Origin of the sequence: Serratia sp. LS-1, assembly GCF_003719595.1 — a bacterium.
Taxonomy (GTDB): Bacteria; Pseudomonadota; Gammaproteobacteria; order Enterobacterales; family Enterobacteriaceae; genus Serratia; species Serratia ureilytica.
Genome location: NZ_CP033504.1, coordinates 1,717,341 through 1,734,089, shown reverse-complemented (window position 1 = coordinate 1,734,089; position 16,749 = coordinate 1,717,341). Strand labels below are relative to the sequence as shown.

Annotated in this window: 18 protein-coding genes; 13 read left to right on the top strand and 5 right to left on the bottom strand. The window is 63.3% G+C overall.

All coding sequences use genetic code 11. The annotated features are described in order from the left end of the window. Nucleotides 1-14: 14 nt before the first annotated feature. The 5 genes from fecI to ydfG all read left to right on the top strand — a co-directional run bounded on the left by fecI (nt 15) and on the right by ydfG (nt 5,566). Entirely contained in the window at nt 15-539 is a 525-nt protein-coding gene (gene fecI / locus EDY99_RS08535) for a ferric citrate uptake sigma factor FecI (protein ID WP_033650469.1), read from the top strand. Continuing rightward, complete coding sequence (gene fecR, locus EDY99_RS08530) at nt 536-1,492, top strand: ferric citrate uptake sigma factor regulator FecR (protein WP_123061665.1); 957 nt, start codon at nt 536-538, stop codon at nt 1,490-1,492. The genes fecI and fecR overlap by 4 nt, the downstream gene beginning before the upstream one ends. Before the next feature lie 114 nt (nt 1,493-1,606). Then, complete coding sequence (gene fecA, locus EDY99_RS08525; RefSeq protein ID WP_123061664.1) at nt 1,607-3,958, top strand: TonB-dependent Fe(3+) dicitrate receptor FecA; 2,352 nt, start codon at nt 1,607-1,609, stop codon at nt 3,956-3,958. A gap of 199 nt (nt 3,959-4,157) precedes the next feature. Beyond that, nucleotides 4,158-4,691 carry a GNAT family N-acetyltransferase gene (locus EDY99_RS08520; protein ID WP_123061663.1) on the top strand — a complete coding sequence of 178 codons (534 nt, stop codon included), beginning with the start codon at nt 4,158-4,160 and terminating at the stop codon, nt 4,689-4,691. Between the two features lie 125 nt (nt 4,692-4,816). Next, on the top strand, nt 4,817-5,566 hold the full coding sequence (ydfG, locus tag EDY99_RS08515) for a bifunctional NADP-dependent 3-hydroxy acid dehydrogenase/3-hydroxypropionate dehydrogenase YdfG (protein WP_089197011.1): 750 nt from the start codon (nt 4,817-4,819) through the stop codon (nt 5,564-5,566). 36 nt (nt 5,567-5,602) lie between these two features. On the opposite strand, the gene EDY99_RS08510 is transcribed toward ydfG, so the two are convergent. Next, nucleotides 5,603-5,929 carry a YnfA family protein gene (locus EDY99_RS08510; RefSeq protein WP_033650474.1) on the bottom strand — a complete coding sequence of 109 codons (327 nt, stop codon included), beginning with the start codon at nt 5,927-5,929 and terminating at the stop codon, nt 5,603-5,605. 148 nt (nt 5,930-6,077) lie between these two features. Here EDY99_RS08510 and EDY99_RS08505 point away from each other — a divergent pair, with 148 nt between their 5' ends. Both EDY99_RS08505 and EDY99_RS08500 read left to right on the top strand, forming a co-directional pair. Continuing rightward, complete coding sequence (locus EDY99_RS08505) at nt 6,078-6,446, top strand: DUF1283 family protein (RefSeq protein WP_033633135.1); 369 nt, start codon at nt 6,078-6,080, stop codon at nt 6,444-6,446. Between the two features lie 89 nt (nt 6,447-6,535). Then, the gene (locus EDY99_RS08500; protein WP_033642988.1) at nt 6,536-6,835 is read left to right on the top strand and encodes a DUF1161 domain-containing protein; all 300 of its coding nucleotides are present in this window, start codon (nt 6,536-6,538) and stop codon (nt 6,833-6,835) included. A gap of 50 nt (nt 6,836-6,885) precedes the next feature. On the opposite strand, the gene EDY99_RS08495 is transcribed toward EDY99_RS08500, so the two are convergent. Further along, nucleotides 6,886-8,373 (bottom strand): MDR family MFS transporter, encoded by a 1,488-nt coding sequence (locus EDY99_RS08495; RefSeq protein ID WP_033642987.1) that lies wholly within the window; start codon nt 8,371-8,373, stop codon nt 6,886-6,888. Between the two features lie 509 nt (nt 8,374-8,882). Here EDY99_RS08495 and EDY99_RS08490 point away from each other — a divergent pair. From EDY99_RS08490 to clcB, 5 genes are all read left to right on the top strand, one after another. Continuing rightward, nucleotides 8,883-9,599, top strand: coding sequence for an ABC transporter permease (locus EDY99_RS08490; RefSeq protein WP_123061662.1), 717 nt, complete (start codon nt 8,883-8,885; stop codon nt 9,597-9,599). A gap of 64 nt (nt 9,600-9,663) precedes the next feature. Continuing rightward, complete coding sequence (locus EDY99_RS08485) at nt 9,664-10,521, top strand: glycine betaine ABC transporter substrate-binding protein (protein ID WP_223524993.1); 858 nt, start codon at nt 9,664-9,666, stop codon at nt 10,519-10,521. A 9-nt stretch (nt 10,522-10,530) separates the two neighbouring features. Beyond that, entirely contained in the window at nt 10,531-11,181 is a 651-nt protein-coding gene (gene osmW, locus EDY99_RS08480) for an osmoprotectant ABC transporter permease OsmW (protein ID WP_015377782.1), read from the top strand. Then, complete coding sequence (osmV, locus tag EDY99_RS08475) at nt 11,178-12,317, top strand: osmoprotectant ABC transporter ATP-binding protein OsmV (RefSeq protein WP_033642984.1); 1,140 nt, start codon at nt 11,178-11,180, stop codon at nt 12,315-12,317. Before osmW ends, osmV begins: the two co-directional genes overlap by 4 nt. Nucleotides 12,318-12,442: 125 nt before the next feature. Then, nucleotides 12,443-13,744, top strand: coding sequence for a voltage-gated ClC-type chloride channel ClcB (gene clcB, locus EDY99_RS08470; protein WP_123061661.1), 1,302 nt, complete (start codon nt 12,443-12,445; stop codon nt 13,742-13,744). On the opposite strand, the gene EDY99_RS08465 is transcribed toward clcB, so the two are convergent. Further along, the gene (locus EDY99_RS08465; protein WP_033642982.1) at nt 13,741-14,133 is read right to left on the bottom strand and encodes a helix-turn-helix domain-containing protein; all 393 of its coding nucleotides are present in this window, start codon (nt 14,131-14,133) and stop codon (nt 13,741-13,743) included. The genes clcB and EDY99_RS08465 overlap by 4 nt on opposite strands. Before the next feature lie 69 nt (nt 14,134-14,202). On the opposite strand from EDY99_RS08465, the gene EDY99_RS08460 reads away from it, so the two are divergent. Continuing rightward, nucleotides 14,203-14,697, top strand: coding sequence for a DUF2938 family protein (locus EDY99_RS08460; RefSeq protein WP_033642981.1), 495 nt, complete (start codon nt 14,203-14,205; stop codon nt 14,695-14,697). Nucleotides 14,698-14,702: 5 nt separating this feature from the next. Here EDY99_RS08460 and bioD read toward each other — a convergent pair whose 3' ends face one another. Then, on the bottom strand, nt 14,703-15,368 hold the full coding sequence (bioD, locus tag EDY99_RS08455) for a dethiobiotin synthase (RefSeq protein WP_033642979.1): 666 nt from the start codon (nt 15,366-15,368) through the stop codon (nt 14,703-14,705). A 144-nt stretch (nt 15,369-15,512) separates the two neighbouring features. After that, nucleotides 15,513-16,730, bottom strand: a complete 1,218-nt coding sequence (locus tag EDY99_RS08450; RefSeq protein WP_033642978.1) for an ROK family transcriptional regulator — start codon at nt 16,728-16,730, stop codon at nt 15,513-15,515. Between the last annotated feature and the right edge of the window lie 19 nt (nt 16,731-16,749).

Below are 16,749 nucleotides of genomic sequence, written 5' to 3'. Positions count from 1 at the left end.
GCAATGCGAAAACCATGTCCGCCACCGCCTCTGCCCCGCACGCCGCGCTGTCGCGCCTTTACGCCACCCACCACGCCTGGTTGCAGGGATGGTTGCGTCGGCGGCTGGGCTGCGCTTTCGACGCGGACGATGTGGCGCAGGACACCTTTATGCGCCTGCTGAAAAGCGACGCCGCGGCGACCCTGCGCGAGCCGAAAGATTTTCTGGTCACCGTCGCCAAGCGGGTGATGGTCGATCTGTTCCGCCGCAGAACGCTGGAGCGCGCCTATCTTGAGATGCTGGCGCTGATCCCGGAAGGCTACGCCCCGTCGCCGGAGCAGCGCCAGAGCCTGCTGGAAAGCCTGCAGCAGATCGACGCCATGCTCGACGGCCTGGGGCCGAAGGTAAAACAGGCCTTTCTGTTGTCGCAGCTCGAAGGCCTGGGCTATGCGGACATCGCCGCGCGCCTCGGCGTGTCGGTCAGTTCGGTTAAAAAATACATGGCCAAAGCCACCGAGCATTGCCTGCTGTTCAGCCTCGAAAACGACGTTTATTCATGAGCAACGCCATCACCCCCGAGCAGCGCCAGGCGCTGAAAATGGCCGCACACTGGTATGCCCTGCTGTGCGACGAGCACGTCACCGAACGCCAGCGCCAACAGTGGCAAGCCTGGCACCAGCAGCATGACGATCACCGCTGGGCCTGGCAGCGCGTCGAAGCGTTGCAGAGCCAGCTGCAGGGCGTGCCGGGCAAATTCAGCTATCGCGCGCTCGATCGCGCCGGCCGTCAATCGGCGATCGATCGCCGCACCCTGCTGAAAAGCCTGCTGCTGTTGCTCGGCGTGGGCGGCGGCGGCTTCTTCTACCGGTCGCCGCTCGGCCAGGAGCTGCGCGCCGACTACCGCACCGCCACCGGCGAAATCAAACCCATTGTGTTAAGCGACGGCACCCAGCTGGTGCTGAACACCGCCAGCGCGGTGGACGTGCATTACGACGATCGCCAACGGCTGATCCGCTTGCACGCCGGGGAAATCAGCCTGGTTACCGGACGCGATGCCCGGCCGCTGTGGGTGCAGAGCCCGCAAGGGGCGATGCGCGCGCTCGGCACCCGTTTTTTGGTGCGCGAGAGCGACGGCGAAACGCGCCTGACGGTGCTGGAGCACGCGGTCGAGGCGCAGCTGGCGCAAGACGCGCAACAAAAACGCCGGGTGAACGCCGGCGAACAGATAAGCTTCAGCGCGGCGGCCTTCAGCGACAAGCAACCGGCTACGGCGGAAGACGGCTGGCTGCACGGCGTGCTGAGCGTCAGCCAGTGGCGGCTGGACCGGGTGATCGCCGAACTGGCACGCTATCGGCGCGGCCACCTGAGCTGCGATCCGGCCGTTGCCGGCCTGCGCGTCAGCGGCAGTTTCCCGCTCAACGATACCGATCGCGCCCTCGCCCTGCTCAGCCAGACGCTGCCGGTACGCCTGCAAAGCTTTACCCGCTATTGGTTGCAAATCGTCCCCGCCTGAATTTTTTAAATGAAAATGATAAAAAATCGCATTCTTGATTGTCCCTTTTGCTTCGCTCATCCGACTCCCAGGAAAACACTGCAGCAATAAATAAAAAATGATTCAGGAGAAGGTATGAACAACGCTTGGGGAAAGGTCGCTCCGGCTTCGCTTTGGGGAAAACGTGCCACGCCGCTGGCCGTGGCCATTGGCCTGGTCTTCGCTGCACCGCAGATGGCGAGCGCCGCCAGTGCCGCTGCCGCCTATCACATTCCGGCCGGTGAGCTGGACGGCGCGCTGAACGCTTTCGCCGCGCGCGCCAGCATCGCGCTCTCGGTAGACGGCGCGCTGACCGCCGGTAAACGTTCGCCGGGCCTGAGCGGCAGCTACGGCGTCGATGACGGCCTGAACGCCCTGCTGGCGGGCAGCGGCCTGCAGGCTAAAGCGCTCGGCAACAACGGCTACACGCTGGCCAAACTGCCGCAGCCGCAGAAAGAAGAGGACATCACCGTGGTCGGCGACTGGCTGGCGGAAGGCCGTCAGGCAGACGTGTTCGAACATCCCGGCGCGCGCGACGTCGTGCGCCGCGAAGACTTCGTCAAAACCGGCACCACCACCGTGCGTGAAGCGTTGAACCGCGTGCCGGGCGTGGTGGCCCCGGAAAACAACGGCACCGGCAGCCACGATATGGCGCTGAACTTCGGCATACGCGGCCTCAACCCGCGCCTCGCCAGCCGCTCTACCGTGCTGATGGACGGCATTCCGGTGCCCTTCGCCCCTTACGGCCAGCCGCAGTTGTCGCTGGCGCCGGTCTCGCTCGGCAATATGGATGCGATTGACGTGGTGCGCGGCGGCGGCGCGGTGCGCTATGGGCCGCAGAGCGTCGGCGGCGTCGTCAACTTCGTTACCCGCGCCATCCCGAAAACCTTCGGCCTGGAGGCCGGCATGCAGGGGCAGCTCAGCCCGACCTCGCGCCAGGATCACCCCAAAGGCACCGGCAACCTGATGATCGGCGGCACCGCCGACAACGGCTTCGGTGCGGCGCTGCTTTACTCCGGCACCCGCGGCAGCGACTGGCGCGAGCACAGCGCGACCAAGATAGACGACGTGATGCTGAAAAGCCGCTACGCCCCGAACGAGGTGCACACCTTCAACAGCCTGCTGCAATACTACGAAGGCGAAGCGAACATGCCGGGCGGCCTGAGCCGGGCGGACTACAACGCCAACCCGTTCCAGTCTACGCGCCCGTACGACAAGTTCTGGGGCCGCCGCCAGTTGGCGAACTTCGGCTACCAATATCAGCCTGATCAGCAGCACAAGTTCGACGTGCAGAGCTTCTACACCTACACCCTGCGCAGCGGCTATCTGGATCAGGGCAAGAACCTGACGCTGTCGCCGCGCGAATACTGGGTGCGCGGCGTAGAACCGCGCTACAGCCAGAGTTTCCGCTGGGGAGATTCTGCCCATGAGGTCGGCGTCGGCTACCGTTACGTCAGTGAATCCACCCATGAGCTGCGCTACACCAGCAAGGCCAGCACCGGCAGGCTGCCGTCCACCGCCAGCCCGTACGATCGCGACACCCAGTCCGGCACCGAGGCGCACGCCTTCTATCTCGACGATCGCATCGACATCGGCGACTGGACCATCACGCCGGGCATGCGCTACGAGTACATCAAGTCGTATCAGAACAACTACATCAAGAATAACCGCCTCGACGTCAGCTATAACGCGCCGCTGCCGGCGTTGAACGTGATGTATCACCTGAACGAATACTGGAACCTGTACGCCAACACCGAAGGCTCCTTCGGCACCGTACAATACAGCCAGATGGGCAAAGCGGTCGACAGCGGCAAGATTGAACCGGAGAAGGCGCGCACCTGGGAACTGGGCACCCGCTACGCCGGCGATGCGCTGACCGGCGAGATCGGGCTGTTCCTGATCAACTTCAACAACCAGTACGATTCCAACCAGGTGACCGACAGCGTGACCGCGCGCGGCAAAACCCGCCACGCCGGGCTGGAAGGCAGCCTGCGTTACGATCTGTCGCAGCTGACGCCGAAACTGGACGACCTGACCGCCTACGCCAGCTACGCCTACGTCAACGCCACCATCCGCGAAGACGGCGGCTACAAGGGCAACCAGGTGCCGTTCTCGCCGAAGCATAAAGGCACCCTGGGGCTGGACTACACGCCGGGCAACTGGGCGTTTAACCTTAACGGCGAGTTCCAATCCAACCAGTTCGCCGACAACGCCAACACCGTGGCGGAAAGCACCGACGGCAGCACCGGCCGCATTCCCGGCTATATGCTGTGGGGCGTGCGCGCCGCCTATGATTTCGGCCCGGAAATGGCCGGCCTGAATCTGGGCGTCGGCGTGAAAAACCTGTTCAACCACGAGTATTTCACCCGCGCCTATGACGACAACAACAAAGGTCTGTACATCGGCCAGCCGCGCACGATCTATCTGCAAGGTTCGGTGAAGTTCTGATCCTCAACGGCGGGCGCGGTTAACCGTGCCCGCCGCCTTTCCCGTCGACGTGACGACGTCACATAAAACCGTTCCTCCGCGTCGCCGCAGCGGCGAAAAATAAGTCGCTTCTGACGCCAATACGCGTAATATCGACGATCCGCCCCGATTTATGTGCGCGGATTTTTTGCCGTTATGGCCTGAAAAGCGAGGAAATAAAATGAATCACAATGACCTTTCTCAGTGCCGCGTTGACACCGACCGTTTGTTGATTGCCCCCTTTACCGCAGCAGACGCCGACGATGTTTACCAGGCGATCACCCCCACGCTGACGCGCTTTATGACCTTTGAGCCGGAGGCGTCGCCGGAGGCGTCGCCGGAAGATTTCGCCAACGTTTGGCAAAGCTGGCTGCCGCTGATGCGCGAAGGCGAAGAAGTGATCTTCGTCGCCCGCCGGCGCGAAGACCGGCAGTTTGTCGGCGTCGGCGGCGCGCACAACCTGCGCAGCCCCACCCCGGAGCTGGGCATCTGGGTGAAAGAGAGCCTGCATGGCCAGGGCTACGGCCGCGAAATCGTGCAGGGCATCGCGCGCTGGGCCAGCGAGCGCTTTCAGCCGCCGCACTTTCTCTACCCAGTGGCCGAGCAGAATACCGCCAGCCGCCGCCTCGTCGAGTCGCTGGGCGGCGTGCTGGCAGGCCGTTGCGAACGCATCAAGTATGACGCCGTGGTCTACCACCTGCCGCCTCAGCGCTAATCAGCATCGGGCCGCCGGCCCGGTGTGACCTTTTTTCCTTTCCGCCGTGATAACCGCTGCCACTGCCTGCGGGTTTGTGCTAATGATAGAAGCATGTAGGGTAAAAACAGTTGAGGAACAGCAACATGATTATATTTGTTACCGGCGCCACCTCCGGTTTCGGCGAGGCCATTGCGCGCCGTTTTATCCGTGAAGGCCACCAGGTGATCGCCGCCGGGCGCCGCCTTGAGCGTCTCGAAGCGCTGCAGGAAGAATTGGGGGAAGCGCTGCACATCGTGCGGCTCGACGTGCGCAACCGCGCCGCCATTCAGCAGGTGATAGAAGCGCTGTCGGCCGAGCTGCGCCAGATCGACGTGCTGGTGAACAACGCCGGGCTGGCGCTGGGGCTGGAGCCGGCGCACAAGGCCAACGCCGATGACTGGGAAACCATGATCGACACCAACGCCAAAGGGCTGGTGAACATGACCCGCGCGCTGCTGCCCGCCATGGTCGAGCGCAACGTCGGCCACGTGATCAACATCGGTTCCACCGCCGCCAACTGGCCCTATGCCGGCGGCAACGTGTACGGCGCCACCAAGGCGTTCGTCAAGCAGTTCAGTCTGGGCCTGCGCGCCGATCTGCACGGCACGCGCATCCGCGTGACCGATATCGAGCCGGGCCTGGTGGGCGGCACCGAATTCTCCAACGTGCGCTTCAAGGGCGATGACGGCAAGGTCAATAAAACCTACGAAGGCGCCGATGCGCTGACGCCGGAAGACATCGCCGAGTCGGTATTCTGGGTCGCCACGTTGCCGGCGCGCGTCAACATCAACACGCTGGAAATGATGCCGGTCAGCCAGTCCTTCGCCGGGCTGAACATCCACCGCGGCGCCTGAGCCCTGTCGGCGGGAGGCGACTCCCGCCGTGTTTCCTCAGGCCGCGCGCCAGCCGGAAACAATAATCAGCATGCCCGCCAGCGCCACCCCGGCGCCGACCCAATCCAGCGTAGACAGCTTCACGCCGTCCACCACTCGCAGCCACAGCAGCGCCGTCGCCACATACACGCCGCCATAGGCCGCGTAGACCCGCCCGCTGGCCGCAGGATGCAGCGTCAACAGCCAGACGAACAGCATCAGGCTCAAGGCCGCCGGCAGCAGCAGCCAGGCGCTGCCCTGCTTCTTGAGCCACAGGTAAGGCAGGAAACAGCCGATAATTTCAGCGAGCGCAGTGGCGAAAAACAACAGCGTAGTTTTTAACATCGGTCGCAGTTTTCTCTCGATAAAGTAAACGAATCGGCGCTTGGCTGGTGAATTCCAGGAGCGCAGTGGTATATTTGTCACCACGCCTGCGGGCGAGGTAACGCCAGTGCCGCCTTCATCAGGCGCACTCACTCATAAGGATGAAACGATGAAAACATTTTCGACCCAACGACTGCTGCGCGGGATGCTGCCGGTCGCCATGCTGGCCGTAATGGGCGCCTGGCAGGCGCCGGCGCTGGCTGCCACCTGCACTCAGGGCAGTACCTGCGTCACCGTCGATGGCAAAGGCAGCGGCGCGATGAGCACCGAAGAAGCGCGCCAGAGCAAAGAGCAGTGGAATGATACCAAATCCCTGCGCCACAAGGTTAACACCCGCGTCGAGAAAGAATTCGACAAGATCGATCGCGCGGCGGATGACGAAGATCGCTGCAACGACAGCAACAACGTCAACGCCTACTGGGAGCCGGACACCCGTAAATGTCTGGATCGCCAGACCGGGCGTCGGATTAATCCTTAATCCGCCTGCGGCGGGCGGGCAAGCGTGAAACCCGGCCGCCGTTGCTGCTATCCTGTTACAGGAAGTCCATTGTCTAAAAGGATGACGTGATGAAAAAAACGCTGATATTAACCGCTGTGTTGCTGGCCGGCGCGCCGATAGCGGCCCTGGCCTCCTGCGAAAGCGTGAAAGCGGACATTTCGCAAAAAATCGTCAATAACGGCGTGCCGGAGTCCGGCTTCAAACTGGAGATCGTGCCAAACGATCAGGCCGATCAAGCGGGCGGCCAGGTGGTCGGCCACTGCGAAAACGACACCCAGAAGATCGTCTACACCCGCCTGAACAACGGCGACGATCGCGGTGATGCGGCGCAGACCGGCACCAGCCAGGATACCTCCAACACGCAGTAAGCCGCACCGGCTACCAGGGCGCTCTGCAGCAGCGCCCGCTCCTTCTTTCCTTACGCCTGTTCCGCCTCTTCCTCTTCGCCCTGCGGCCGACAACGCGCCGGGATCAGCATCGCCGCCGCCAGCGCCAGCAACGACACCAGCGCCGAAACCAGAAACACCCAATGCAGCGAAGCCGCCACTTGCTGGGTCAGCTGCGCCAACGCCTCGCTCCCCATGCTCTGGCGCACCGCCGGTTCCATCAGCCGCTGCACCGGATCGTCAATCTCCGGCAAACGCCACTGCAGGTTGAGATTCAGCGTCGCGCCCAAAATCGCGGTGCCGATGGCCGAGCCCACCATGCGGGTAAACACCGTACAGGCGGTGGCGATGCCGCGAATGCTGTAATGCGCCGCGTTCTGCACCGAAACCAGAAACGTAGTATTGCACAGCCCCATGCCGGCGCCGACCATAAACGCCGCCACCCGCCCCCACAGCAAGCCGCCCTCCGGCTGCAGCAGCAGCAAGATCAGGCCGCCCGCCACCAACAACAGCGCGCCCAGCAGCGCCGTGGCGCGGTACGAGGTCATCAGCATCAAGCGGCCGCTCAGCGTGCTGGCCAGCGGCCACCCGATCGACATCAGCGCCAGCGTGGTGCCCGCCTCCAGCGGCGAGCCCCCCATCACGCCCTGAATGAAGGTCGGCAGAAAGGCGCTGATGCCCATCATCGCCGCGCCGATCACCAGCCCGCCGATGTTACCGGCTACGATCACCCGGCTTTGCCACAGCGCCAACGGGAACAGCGGTTCGACCGCGCGCCGCTCCTGGCGGACAAGCAGCGCCAGCGCCGCCGCCGCCAGCGCAAACAGCGGCACCACCCACCAGCCCAGGCTTTCCATCTGCAACAGCGCCAGCAGCAGCGCCGAAACGAACAGCGTCAGCCAGGCGGTGCCGGCCAGATCCAGCGCGTGCTGGCGCAATGGCTGATGCGCCGGCAGATAGCGCCAGAGGAAGAACATCGCCAACAGGCCGATCGGCAGGTTGACCCAGAACACCAACGCCCACGGCAAATGTTGCACGATAAACGCCCCCAACAGCGGGCCGATGATCGCCGACACGCCCCACACGCTCGACAGGTATCCCATCACCTTCGGCCGTTCGGTGGCGCTGTAGATATCGCCGATGATGGTAGAGGCGATCGGCATGATGGCGCCGGCGCCCAGCCCCTGCAGCAGACGAAAGCCGATCAGCCAATACATGTCGGGGGCGAAACCGCACAGTACCGATCCCAACAGGAACAGCGTGGCGCCGAAGAAGAACACCCGTTTGCGGCCGTAGAGATCCGCCAGCCGCCCGTAGATGGGAATGGTGATCGCCTGCGACAGCAAATAGACCGCGAACACCCAGCCCAGCAGCGAGAAACCGCCGAGATCGCCGATGATGGTCGGCATGGCGGTGGCGACGATGGTGGCTTCGATCGCCGACATGAACATCGCCAGCATGCAGGCGATCAGAATCAGCGGGCGGTGAGCGATGGGTGCGGGTGAAACGTTATTTGTCATGGCGTTATGCAGGTTTCCTGGCGTTTTTGTTTTCCCTGAGTATATCAGCAAGCGCCTACACCGAGTCTATCCGCCCTCACATCCCGTCTTCGCCGACGGCGGATCGCACCATTTGGACTTGTTGTTACGGCGTAACGTTATGCGGCGGATTTTTTTCACTTTCCCCCCATCCCAGCGCTGACGCGGGCTGACACGCCGATTGGCGCAAACTCAATCACCTGATTTTGTTCATAAAACTTGGCACGGTCAACGACAGAGTGCTATACCTTCCCTAGCCGGGGTCGTTGGGCTTCGTGCTTTCTCGGGTTTAAATATCAGTATCTTATGCTGATTAACTCACGTATTGAGCCTACGTTCAGCACGCTGTGCCGAACGCACCCTTCGCTCAATGTCGCTAACCTCATGCGAAACGCCCGTTTTGTACCGCCACGCCCGCCGGGCCGTGGGTAACAATCAGAGCGGAATGCGCCGTCTCGTCGGCCGCTCCGCGCAACGGAGGACGCAACATCATGCACAAGTCAGCGCCATACCGGCGCCTGCTCCTCGGGAGCCTGTTGTTTATCGCCGTCATCGCACTGCTGGTTTACGGCATCGGTTGGGACACCCTCAAGTCGCGCCGGGAAGATTTGATCTACCTCGGCCAACAACACATGTTCCTGGTGGCCTGCTCCATGCTGCTGTCGCTGCTGGTCGGTATTCCCAGCGGTATCTTGCTGAGCCGCCCTTTCGCCCGCCGCTGGGCGGAACACGTGATGCAAATCTTCAACGTCGGCAACACCCTGCCGCCGCTGGCGGTGCTGGCGCTGGCGATGGTGATCATCGGCATCGGCGATCGGCCGGCGGTGGTGGCGCTGTTCCTCGCCTCGCTGCTGCCCATCGTGCGCAATACCTATGCCGGCCTGCGTTCGGTGCCGCCGGCGCTGGTCGAGGCCGCCAACGGTATTGGCATGACCGCCGGGCAGCGGCTGCGCCAGGTCGAACTCCCCAACGCCCTGCCAGTGATCTTCGCCGGGATACGCATCGCGATGGCGATTAACGTCGGCACCGCGCCGCTGGCGTTTTTAATCGGCGCCAGCAGCTACGGCGAGCTGATTTTCCCCGGCATCTACCTGAACGACTTCCCGACGCTGATCCTCGGCGCCGCCGCCACCGCGCTGATCGCCCTGCTGCTCGATCTGGCGCTGGCCGGTCTCGACCGCCGGCTCAGCCCGCACACCGCATCCTGATGGGAGAAACGCGATGACTCGATGGTTACAACGACTCCGCCACGCGCTGCTGTTCTCCTTGCTGATGACCGGCGCGGCCGCCTGGGCCGCCCCGCTGACGCTGGCGAGCAAGAACTTTACCGAACAGCGCATTCTGTCGGCGATCACCGTGCAATACCTGCGGGCCAAAGGTTTTCAGGTCGAACCCAAGACCAACCTGGCCACGGTGATCACCCGCAACGCCATGATCAACAAGCAGATCGACATGACCTGGGAATACACCGGCACCTCGCTGATCATCTTTAACCACATCAATAAGCGCATGACGCCGCAGGAAACCTACGACACGGTGAAAAAGCTCGACGCCAAACTCGGCCTGGTGTGGCTGCAGCCGGCGGACATGAACAACACCTACGCCTTCGCCATGCAGCGCCGGCGCGCGGAAAAAGAGCAGATCCGCACGATGTCGCAGCTGGTGGCCAAAGTGGAACAGGTGCGTAAAACGGACCCTAAACACAACTGGCTGCTGGGGTTGGATCTGGAGTTTGCCGGCCGCTCGGACGGCCTGAAACCGATGCAGGCGCTGTACGACATGCCGCTCGATCGCCCGCAAATTCGCCAGATGGATCCCGGCCTGGTCTACAACGCCATCCGCGACGGCTTCGTCGACGCCGGGCTGGTGTACACCACCGATGGCCGGGTGAAAGGGTTCGATCTGCAGGTGCTGGAAGACGACAAGGGCTATTTCCCGAGCTACGCGGTCACGCCGGTAGTGCGCGCCGACGTATTGCAAAACACGCCGGGGCTGGAAGCGGCGCTGAACACGCTGTCGAAACAGTTCAACAATCAGGTGATCACCGAGCTTAACGCCAAGGTGGATATCGACTACCAGACGCCGCAACAGGTCGCCGACGCGTTCCTCAAGCAGCGCGGCCTGATTTAAGGAGGCATGATGAATACCTTACTCTACGCCTGGCAAAACTGGGCCTATATCGCCGGGTTGACGCTGGAACACCTGCTGCTGGTCGGCGTCGCCGTGGGTCTGGCGATCCTGATCGGCGTGCCGCTTGGCGTGCTGATCGTCCGCCACAAATGGCTGGCGACGCCGGTGCTGAGCCTGGCCACGCTGGTGCTGACCGTGCCCTCCATCGCCCTGTTCGGGCTGATGATCCCGCTGTTTTCATTGATTGGCCACGGCATCGGCTACGTGCCGGCGATCACCGCGGTGTTCCTCTACTCGCTGCTGCCGATCGTGCGCAATACCCACACCGCGCTCGACAATCTGCCCGGCGGGCTGCGCGAAGCCGGCCGCGGCATCGGCATGACCTTCTGGCAACGGCTGCGCTGGGTGGAAATCCCGGTGGCGCTGCCGGTGATTTTCGGCGGCATCCGCACCGCCGTGGTGATGAATATCGGCGTGATGGCAATCGCCGCGGTGATCGGCGCCGGCGGCCTCGGCCTGCTGCTGCTCAACGGCATCAGCAGCAGCGACATTCGCCAGTTGATTACCGGCGCCGTGATGATCAGCCTGCTGGCGATCGTCCTCGATTGGTTATTGCACCGCTTGCAAATTGCGCTAACGCCCAAGGGGATCCGCTCATGATTAAATTGGAAAATCTGACCAAACAGTTCATGCAAAAGAACGGCACGCCGTTCAACGCCGTCGACAACATCAATCTGGACGTGCCGGAAGGCGAAATCTGCGTGCTGCTCGGCCCTTCCGGCTGCGGCAAAACCACCACGCTGAAGATGATCAACCGCCTGATCGAACCCACCGGCGGCACCATTCTGATCAACGGCGAAGACACCAGCGCGCTGGATACCGTCAGCCTGCGCCGTAAAATCGGCTACGTCATCCAACAGATCGGTCTGTTCCCCAACATGACCATCGAGGAGAACATCACCGTGGTGCCGCGCATGCTGGGCTGGGACAAAAAACGCTGCCACGCCCGCGCCGAAGAGCTGATGAGCATGGTGGCGCTGGATCCCAAGCGCTTTTTGCACCGCTACCCGAAAGAGATGTCGGGCGGGCAGCAACAGCGCATCGGCGTGATCCGCGCGCTGGCGGCCGATCCGCCTGTGCTGCTGATGGATGAACCCTTCGGCGCGGTAGATCCGATCAACCGCGAAACCATCCAGAACGAGTTTCTCGACATGCAGCGCCAGCTGAAAAAGACCGTGATGCTGGTCAGCCACGACATCGACGAAGCGCTGAAGCTCGGCGATCGCATTGCGGTGTTCCGCCAGGGTAAAATCGTGCAGAACGCCAGCGCCGATGAGCTGCTGGCGCGGCCGGCGAACGAGTTCGTCGCCTCCTTTGTCGGCCAGGATCGCACGCTGAAGCGCCTGCTGCTGGTGCAGGCCGGAGACGTGGCAGGCCAACAAGAGACGGTGACGGTGCGCCGGGAAACGCCGCTGGTGGAGGCGTTCGGGCTGATGGACGATATCGACGCCCGTTCAGTGACGGTAGTGGACGCCGACGGCAAGCCGCTGGGCTACGTCAAACGCCGTGAGGCGCGCGGCGCGCCGGGGGTGTGCGCCGACAGCCTGCACCGTTTCCGCGTCACCGCCCGCGCGGAAGAGAACCTGCGCGTGGTGCTGTCGAAGCTGTACGAACACAACACTTCCTGGATGCCGATCGTCGATGAAGACGGCCGCTACAGCGGCGAAATCTCGCAGGATTATATCGCCGACTACCTCAGTTCCGGCCGCACACGCCGGGTGTTGACGCCGCAATAACCCACGCCGGGGCGCTCGCCGCCCCGCCCATGCCGCAGTTTGCTAAAGATTCACTGGTCATCGGCCGGAGCGCCAAGCACAATGCGCTGATGACCCTTTGATTTTTCTCACGACGCCGCCCACGCATGAAAAGATTGGTCCACCTGCACCACTATCGCGCCCTACTGCGCAGCCTGCTTATCGCCGTATTTATCGGCGTCGCCGCCGCCCTGGCGGTGTGGCTGTTTCACCGTTCGATGATTGGCCTCGAGTGGCTGCTGCTCGGCAATGCCGACGGCAGCCTGGTAGCCGCCGCCGCCGCGCTGCCCGGCTGGCGACGCGCGCTGACGCCCGCGCTGGGCGGTCTGGCGGCGGGCCTGCTGCTGTACATTCACCAGCGCTACCGCCACCAGCGCCCGGCGGCGCCCACCGACTATATGGAAGCGATTGAGACCGGCAACGGCAAGCTGGATACCGGCGCCAGCCTGGTGAAGTGTCTGGCGTCGCTGCTGGTGGTGTCGAGCGGCAGCGCCATCGGCCGTGAAGGCGCGATGATCCTGCTGGCGGCGCTGGTGGGCTCGCTCTTCGCCCAGCGTTTTACGCACGAGAAAGAATGGAAACTGTGGGTGGCCTGCGCCGCCGCCGCCGGGATGGCCAGCGCTTACCATGCGCCGTTGGCGGGCAGCCTGTTTATCGCCGAGATCCTGTTCGGCACCCTGATGCTGGCCTCGCTCGGCCCGGTGGTGATCGCCGCAGTGAGCGCTCTGCTGATGACCAACCTGCTCAACGGCGGCCAGGCGCCGCTCTACCTGGTGACGCCGCTCTCCGCTCCCTTGCCGACGCAATACCTGCTGATGGCGCTGGTCGGCGTGGTGGCCGGCGCCGGCGGGCCGCTGTTTTTGTGGTTGATGACCGCCAGCGGTCGCGCCTTCCGATCGCTGCGCCTGAAGCCGCCATTGCAGCTGGCGTTGGGCGGCCTGATCGTCGGGCTGCTTTCGCTGCTGTTTCCGCAAGTGTGGGGCAATGGCTACAGCGTGGTGCAGGCGCTGCTGATCGCGCCGCCGGGGGTGTTGCTGCTGGGCGCGATCCTGGTGTGTAAACTGTTGGCAATCCTCGCCAGCAGCGGCTCGGGCGCGCCCGGCGGGGTCTTCACCCCGACGCTGTTCGTCGGCGCCGCGCTCGGATCGATAATCGGTCAGCTGTTCGGCCTGTGGCCGGGCATGGATGCGGCGGTGCCGCTGCTGCTGGCGCTGACCGGCATGGCCACCCTGCTGGCCGCCACCACCCATGCGCCGATCATGGCGGCGCTGATGGTGTTTGAAATGACCGGCGAATACGCGCTGCTGCCCGGCATTCTGCTCGCCTGCGTGATCGCCACCACCGTGTCGCACGGCCTGCGGCCGATCTCGGTGTACCACACGGCGCCGCTGCCCAAGCGCGAGGTTTAGAACTCACCCTGCTGCAATATTTTCCTGAACTGCGGGCACTGCAGGTGCTCGGGTTCAGGGCAATCAACCATGTGCCGCAGCCCGTCGCGCACCTGTATCAGGCGCTGGATATGGCGATCCAACTCATCCGCCCGCGCCGCCAGCAACACGCGATCGAGCGCGATTTTGCCCCGTTCGTCAAACAAGGCGCTCATCTCATCCAACGTAAAACCGGCCAGGCGCGCGAGGGCGATCAACCGCAGTTGATCGAGCACCCCGGCGGCGTATTGACGGCGCAAACCGTGGCGGCCTATCGACGCGATCAGCCCCTTTTTCTCGTAATGCCGCAGCGCAGAAGGCGCGACTCCGCTCAGGCGCGCCACCGCGCCGATATCCAGTTCTTTTGCCATTGACTTGAAGCCGGCTTTAAGTTGCACACTGTGCGCACCTTATCACGTCACTGAGCCAAGGACACCCCTATGACCCCCGATTTGTTATTGCGCATTCTGTTAACCGGCGCCGGCGCCACCCTCTGCATGGATTTGTGGGCGTTGCTGCTGAAGCGGCGCTTCGGCATCCCTTCCCTCGATTACGCGCTGGTGGGCCGCTGGTTTCTCGGCATGTTCGACGGCCGCTGGTTTCACGCCACCATCGTCACGGCGCCGCCGCGCCAGGGTGAGAGAAAAATCGGCTGGATACTGCACTACGCCATCGGCTTGGCGTTCGCCTTTATCCCGCTCGGTTTGGCGGGCATCGAGTGGTATGCGGCGCCGGAACCGCGCATCGCGCTGTTGAGCGGCTGGCTGAGCCTGGCGGCGCCGTTTCTGGTGATGCAGCCCGCGCTGGGCTTTGGCGTGGCGGCGGCGAAAACCGCCAATCCGCGCAGAGCGCGGCTCCTCAGCCTGCTCACCCACACGGTGTATGGGCTGGGCCTGCTGATCGCCGCCCGGTTGTTGGCGACGTTCTGCGCCTGAATGGGCTACAGCAACGTGGAAATATCGAGGTAGTGCGCCAGTTCGCGCTGCTCCGCGCGCGGCAGATACGGAATTTCACCCAGCAGCGGCGCGGAAATGCGCTGCTGCAGCGCCGTGATGGTTTCGGCATAGTGCGCCAACCCCGGATTGATGCGGTTGGCCACCCAGCCCAGCAGCGGCAGGCCGTCGTTGATGATCGACTGCGCGGTCAGCAGCGCGTGGCTGACGCAGCCCAGCTTGATACCCACCACCAACACCACTGGCAGTTGCTCCTGCACCACCCATTCGGCGTACGGCCGCAGATCGTTCATCAGCACGCGCCAGCCGCCGCTGCCCTCCACCACCACCGTATCGGCTTTGGCGGACAGATCGCGCAGGCCGCTGCTCATCAGGCCGTAGTTGATGTCCTCGGTGGCATGCGCATGAAACACCTCATCCAGACAGGTGATGGGATTGATCTCCTCATAGCACAGCGGCAAGGTGGAAGATGCCTGCAACACCAAAGCGTCTTTATTGCGGATGCCCTCGCTGGTTTCCTGGCAGCGCGCGGCGATCGGCTTGTAGCCCGCGACCGAGCGGCCATCGGCGGCCAGCGCCTGCATCAACCCGCGGGAAACCACGGTTTTACCGACGTCGGTATCCGTGCCTGTCACAAATAAACGCTTCAACATGAATAAAATGCCCCAGAATGCCCCGTTAACAATGTATCGCCGCACCGGCGGCGAAGAAGTCTTGCGGAAAAATTCTAGGGGATGCCGCCACGTAGGGGCTTGAGGTAGCTCAATCTTTTGCAGGATTAATAAGAAGTTCTGATGTTAGCCTTGCAGCAGCTGCACCAGCAATGAACCGTTATACAGCGCCTCTTTCACCAGCGCCGCGCCGGGCATGGTGCCCTGATTGAAGAACTGCGTGGATTCAACCTTGACCTGCTCGCTGTAGGCCGGCAGCGCCTGCTGGCGAATGCAGGAGGCGATGGCCGGGTGCAGGATCTCCGCCGCGCGGTTGAGCGGCGAACCCACCAGGATCTTCTCCGGATTGAACAGGTTGACCATGATAGCCAGAATGCGCCCCACGCTGTGGCCGACGCCGAGGATGATGTCCCGCGCCAGTTGATCGCCCGCCAGCGCGGCGTCGCACAGCGATTCAACGGTCAGCGGCGCGCCGTGCAGGCTGGAGCTCATCGAGCCGCTCAGCCGCTGCTGGGCGATCTCCAGCATGTTCTCGATGCTGGCCACGGTCTCGAGGCAGCCGTGGTTGCCGCAGTAGCAGCGTTTGCCGTAAGGATCGACCTGGGTGTGGCCGATCTCCACCACGCTGTGGCTGCCGGCATGCAGCACGTGGCCGCCGGTGATCACGCCGGCGCCGACGTTGTGGTCGATCACCACCTGAATCACGTTCTGGCTGCCGCGCGAGGCGCCGTACAACGCCTCGGCCATGGTCCAGGCGCTGATGTCGTGTTGCAAATAGACGGGCAGACCGGTCCGGGTTTCCAGCGCCGGGCCGAGCGGCATCTCCAGCACGTCGTAAAACGGCATGCGGTGCACCACGCCGGACTGCACGTCGATAATGCCCGGCAGCGTAATGGCGATCGCCGTCAACCGTTCCAGCTTGCTTTGGTGGCGAATAAAGAATTGATCGACTTCGGTCAGGATGCGTTTCAGCAGCGGTTCGGGATCTTCGGCCGCCAGCGGCAGCAGCTCTTCCACCACCAGTTTGCTGCTCAGATCGCGCAGCGCCAGCGTGATGCTGCCGCGGCTGATGCGGGCGGACAGGTAGTGCCAGGCCTCGGTGTCCAGCACCAGCCCCACCGCCGGGCGGCCCCGGCTGCCGATTTCCTGGTACTCGGTTTCCTTGACCAGATGGGCTTCCAGCAGTTCGCGCACGATCTTGGTGATGCTGGCGGGCGCCAGCTGTGCGCGTTTTGACAGTTCGATGCGCGAAATCGGGCCCAGTTGATCGATTAGCCGATAAACCGCCCCCGCATTGGTCTGTTTGATTTGATCAATATGCCCAGGCTGCCCAACCGCAATCACAAACCGGCTCCTACTATTT

Coding starts and splice junctions, on each gene's coding strand:
- EDY99_RS08485 (WP_223524993.1), top strand. CDS start 9,664: ATGACCGGCGCGGCCGCCTGGGCCGCCCCGCTGACGCTGGCGAGCAAG.
- EDY99_RS08505 (WP_033633135.1), top strand. CDS start 6,078: ATGAAAACATTTTCGACCCAACGACTGCTGCGCGGGATGCTGCCGGTC.
- EDY99_RS08500 (WP_033642988.1), top strand. CDS start 6,536: ATGAAAAAAACGCTGATATTAACCGCTGTGTTGCTGGCCGGCGCGCCG.
- EDY99_RS08490 (WP_123061662.1), top strand. CDS start 8,883: ATGCACAAGTCAGCGCCATACCGGCGCCTGCTCCTCGGGAGCCTGTTG.
- EDY99_RS08465 (WP_033642982.1), bottom strand. CDS start 14,133: ATGGCAAAAGAACTGGATATCGGCGCGGTGGCGCGCCTGAGCGGAGTC.
- EDY99_RS08495 (WP_033642987.1), bottom strand. CDS start 8,373: ATGACAAATAACGTTTCACCCGCACCCATCGCTCACCGCCCGCTGATT.
- EDY99_RS08520 (WP_123061663.1), top strand. CDS start 4,158: ATGAATCACAATGACCTTTCTCAGTGCCGCGTTGACACCGACCGTTTG.
- bioD (WP_033642979.1), bottom strand. CDS start 15,368: ATGTTGAAGCGTTTATTTGTGACAGGCACGGATACCGACGTCGGTAAA.
- fecA (WP_123061664.1), top strand. CDS start 1,607: ATGAACAACGCTTGGGGAAAGGTCGCTCCGGCTTCGCTTTGGGGAAAA.
- osmW (WP_015377782.1), top strand. CDS start 10,531: ATGAATACCTTACTCTACGCCTGGCAAAACTGGGCCTATATCGCCGGG.
- EDY99_RS08510 (WP_033650474.1), bottom strand. CDS start 5,929: ATGTTAAAAACTACGCTGTTGTTTTTCGCCACTGCGCTCGCTGAAATT.
- EDY99_RS08460 (WP_033642981.1), top strand. CDS start 14,203: ATGACCCCCGATTTGTTATTGCGCATTCTGTTAACCGGCGCCGGCGCC.
- fecR (WP_123061665.1), top strand. CDS start 536: ATGAGCAACGCCATCACCCCCGAGCAGCGCCAGGCGCTGAAAATGGCC.
- ydfG (WP_089197011.1), top strand. CDS start 4,817: ATGATTATATTTGTTACCGGCGCCACCTCCGGTTTCGGCGAGGCCATT.
- clcB (WP_123061661.1), top strand. CDS start 12,443: ATGAAAAGATTGGTCCACCTGCACCACTATCGCGCCCTACTGCGCAGC.
- osmV (WP_033642984.1), top strand. CDS start 11,178: ATGATTAAATTGGAAAATCTGACCAAACAGTTCATGCAAAAGAACGGC.
- fecI (WP_033650469.1), top strand. CDS start 15: ATGTCCGCCACCGCCTCTGCCCCGCACGCCGCGCTGTCGCGCCTTTAC.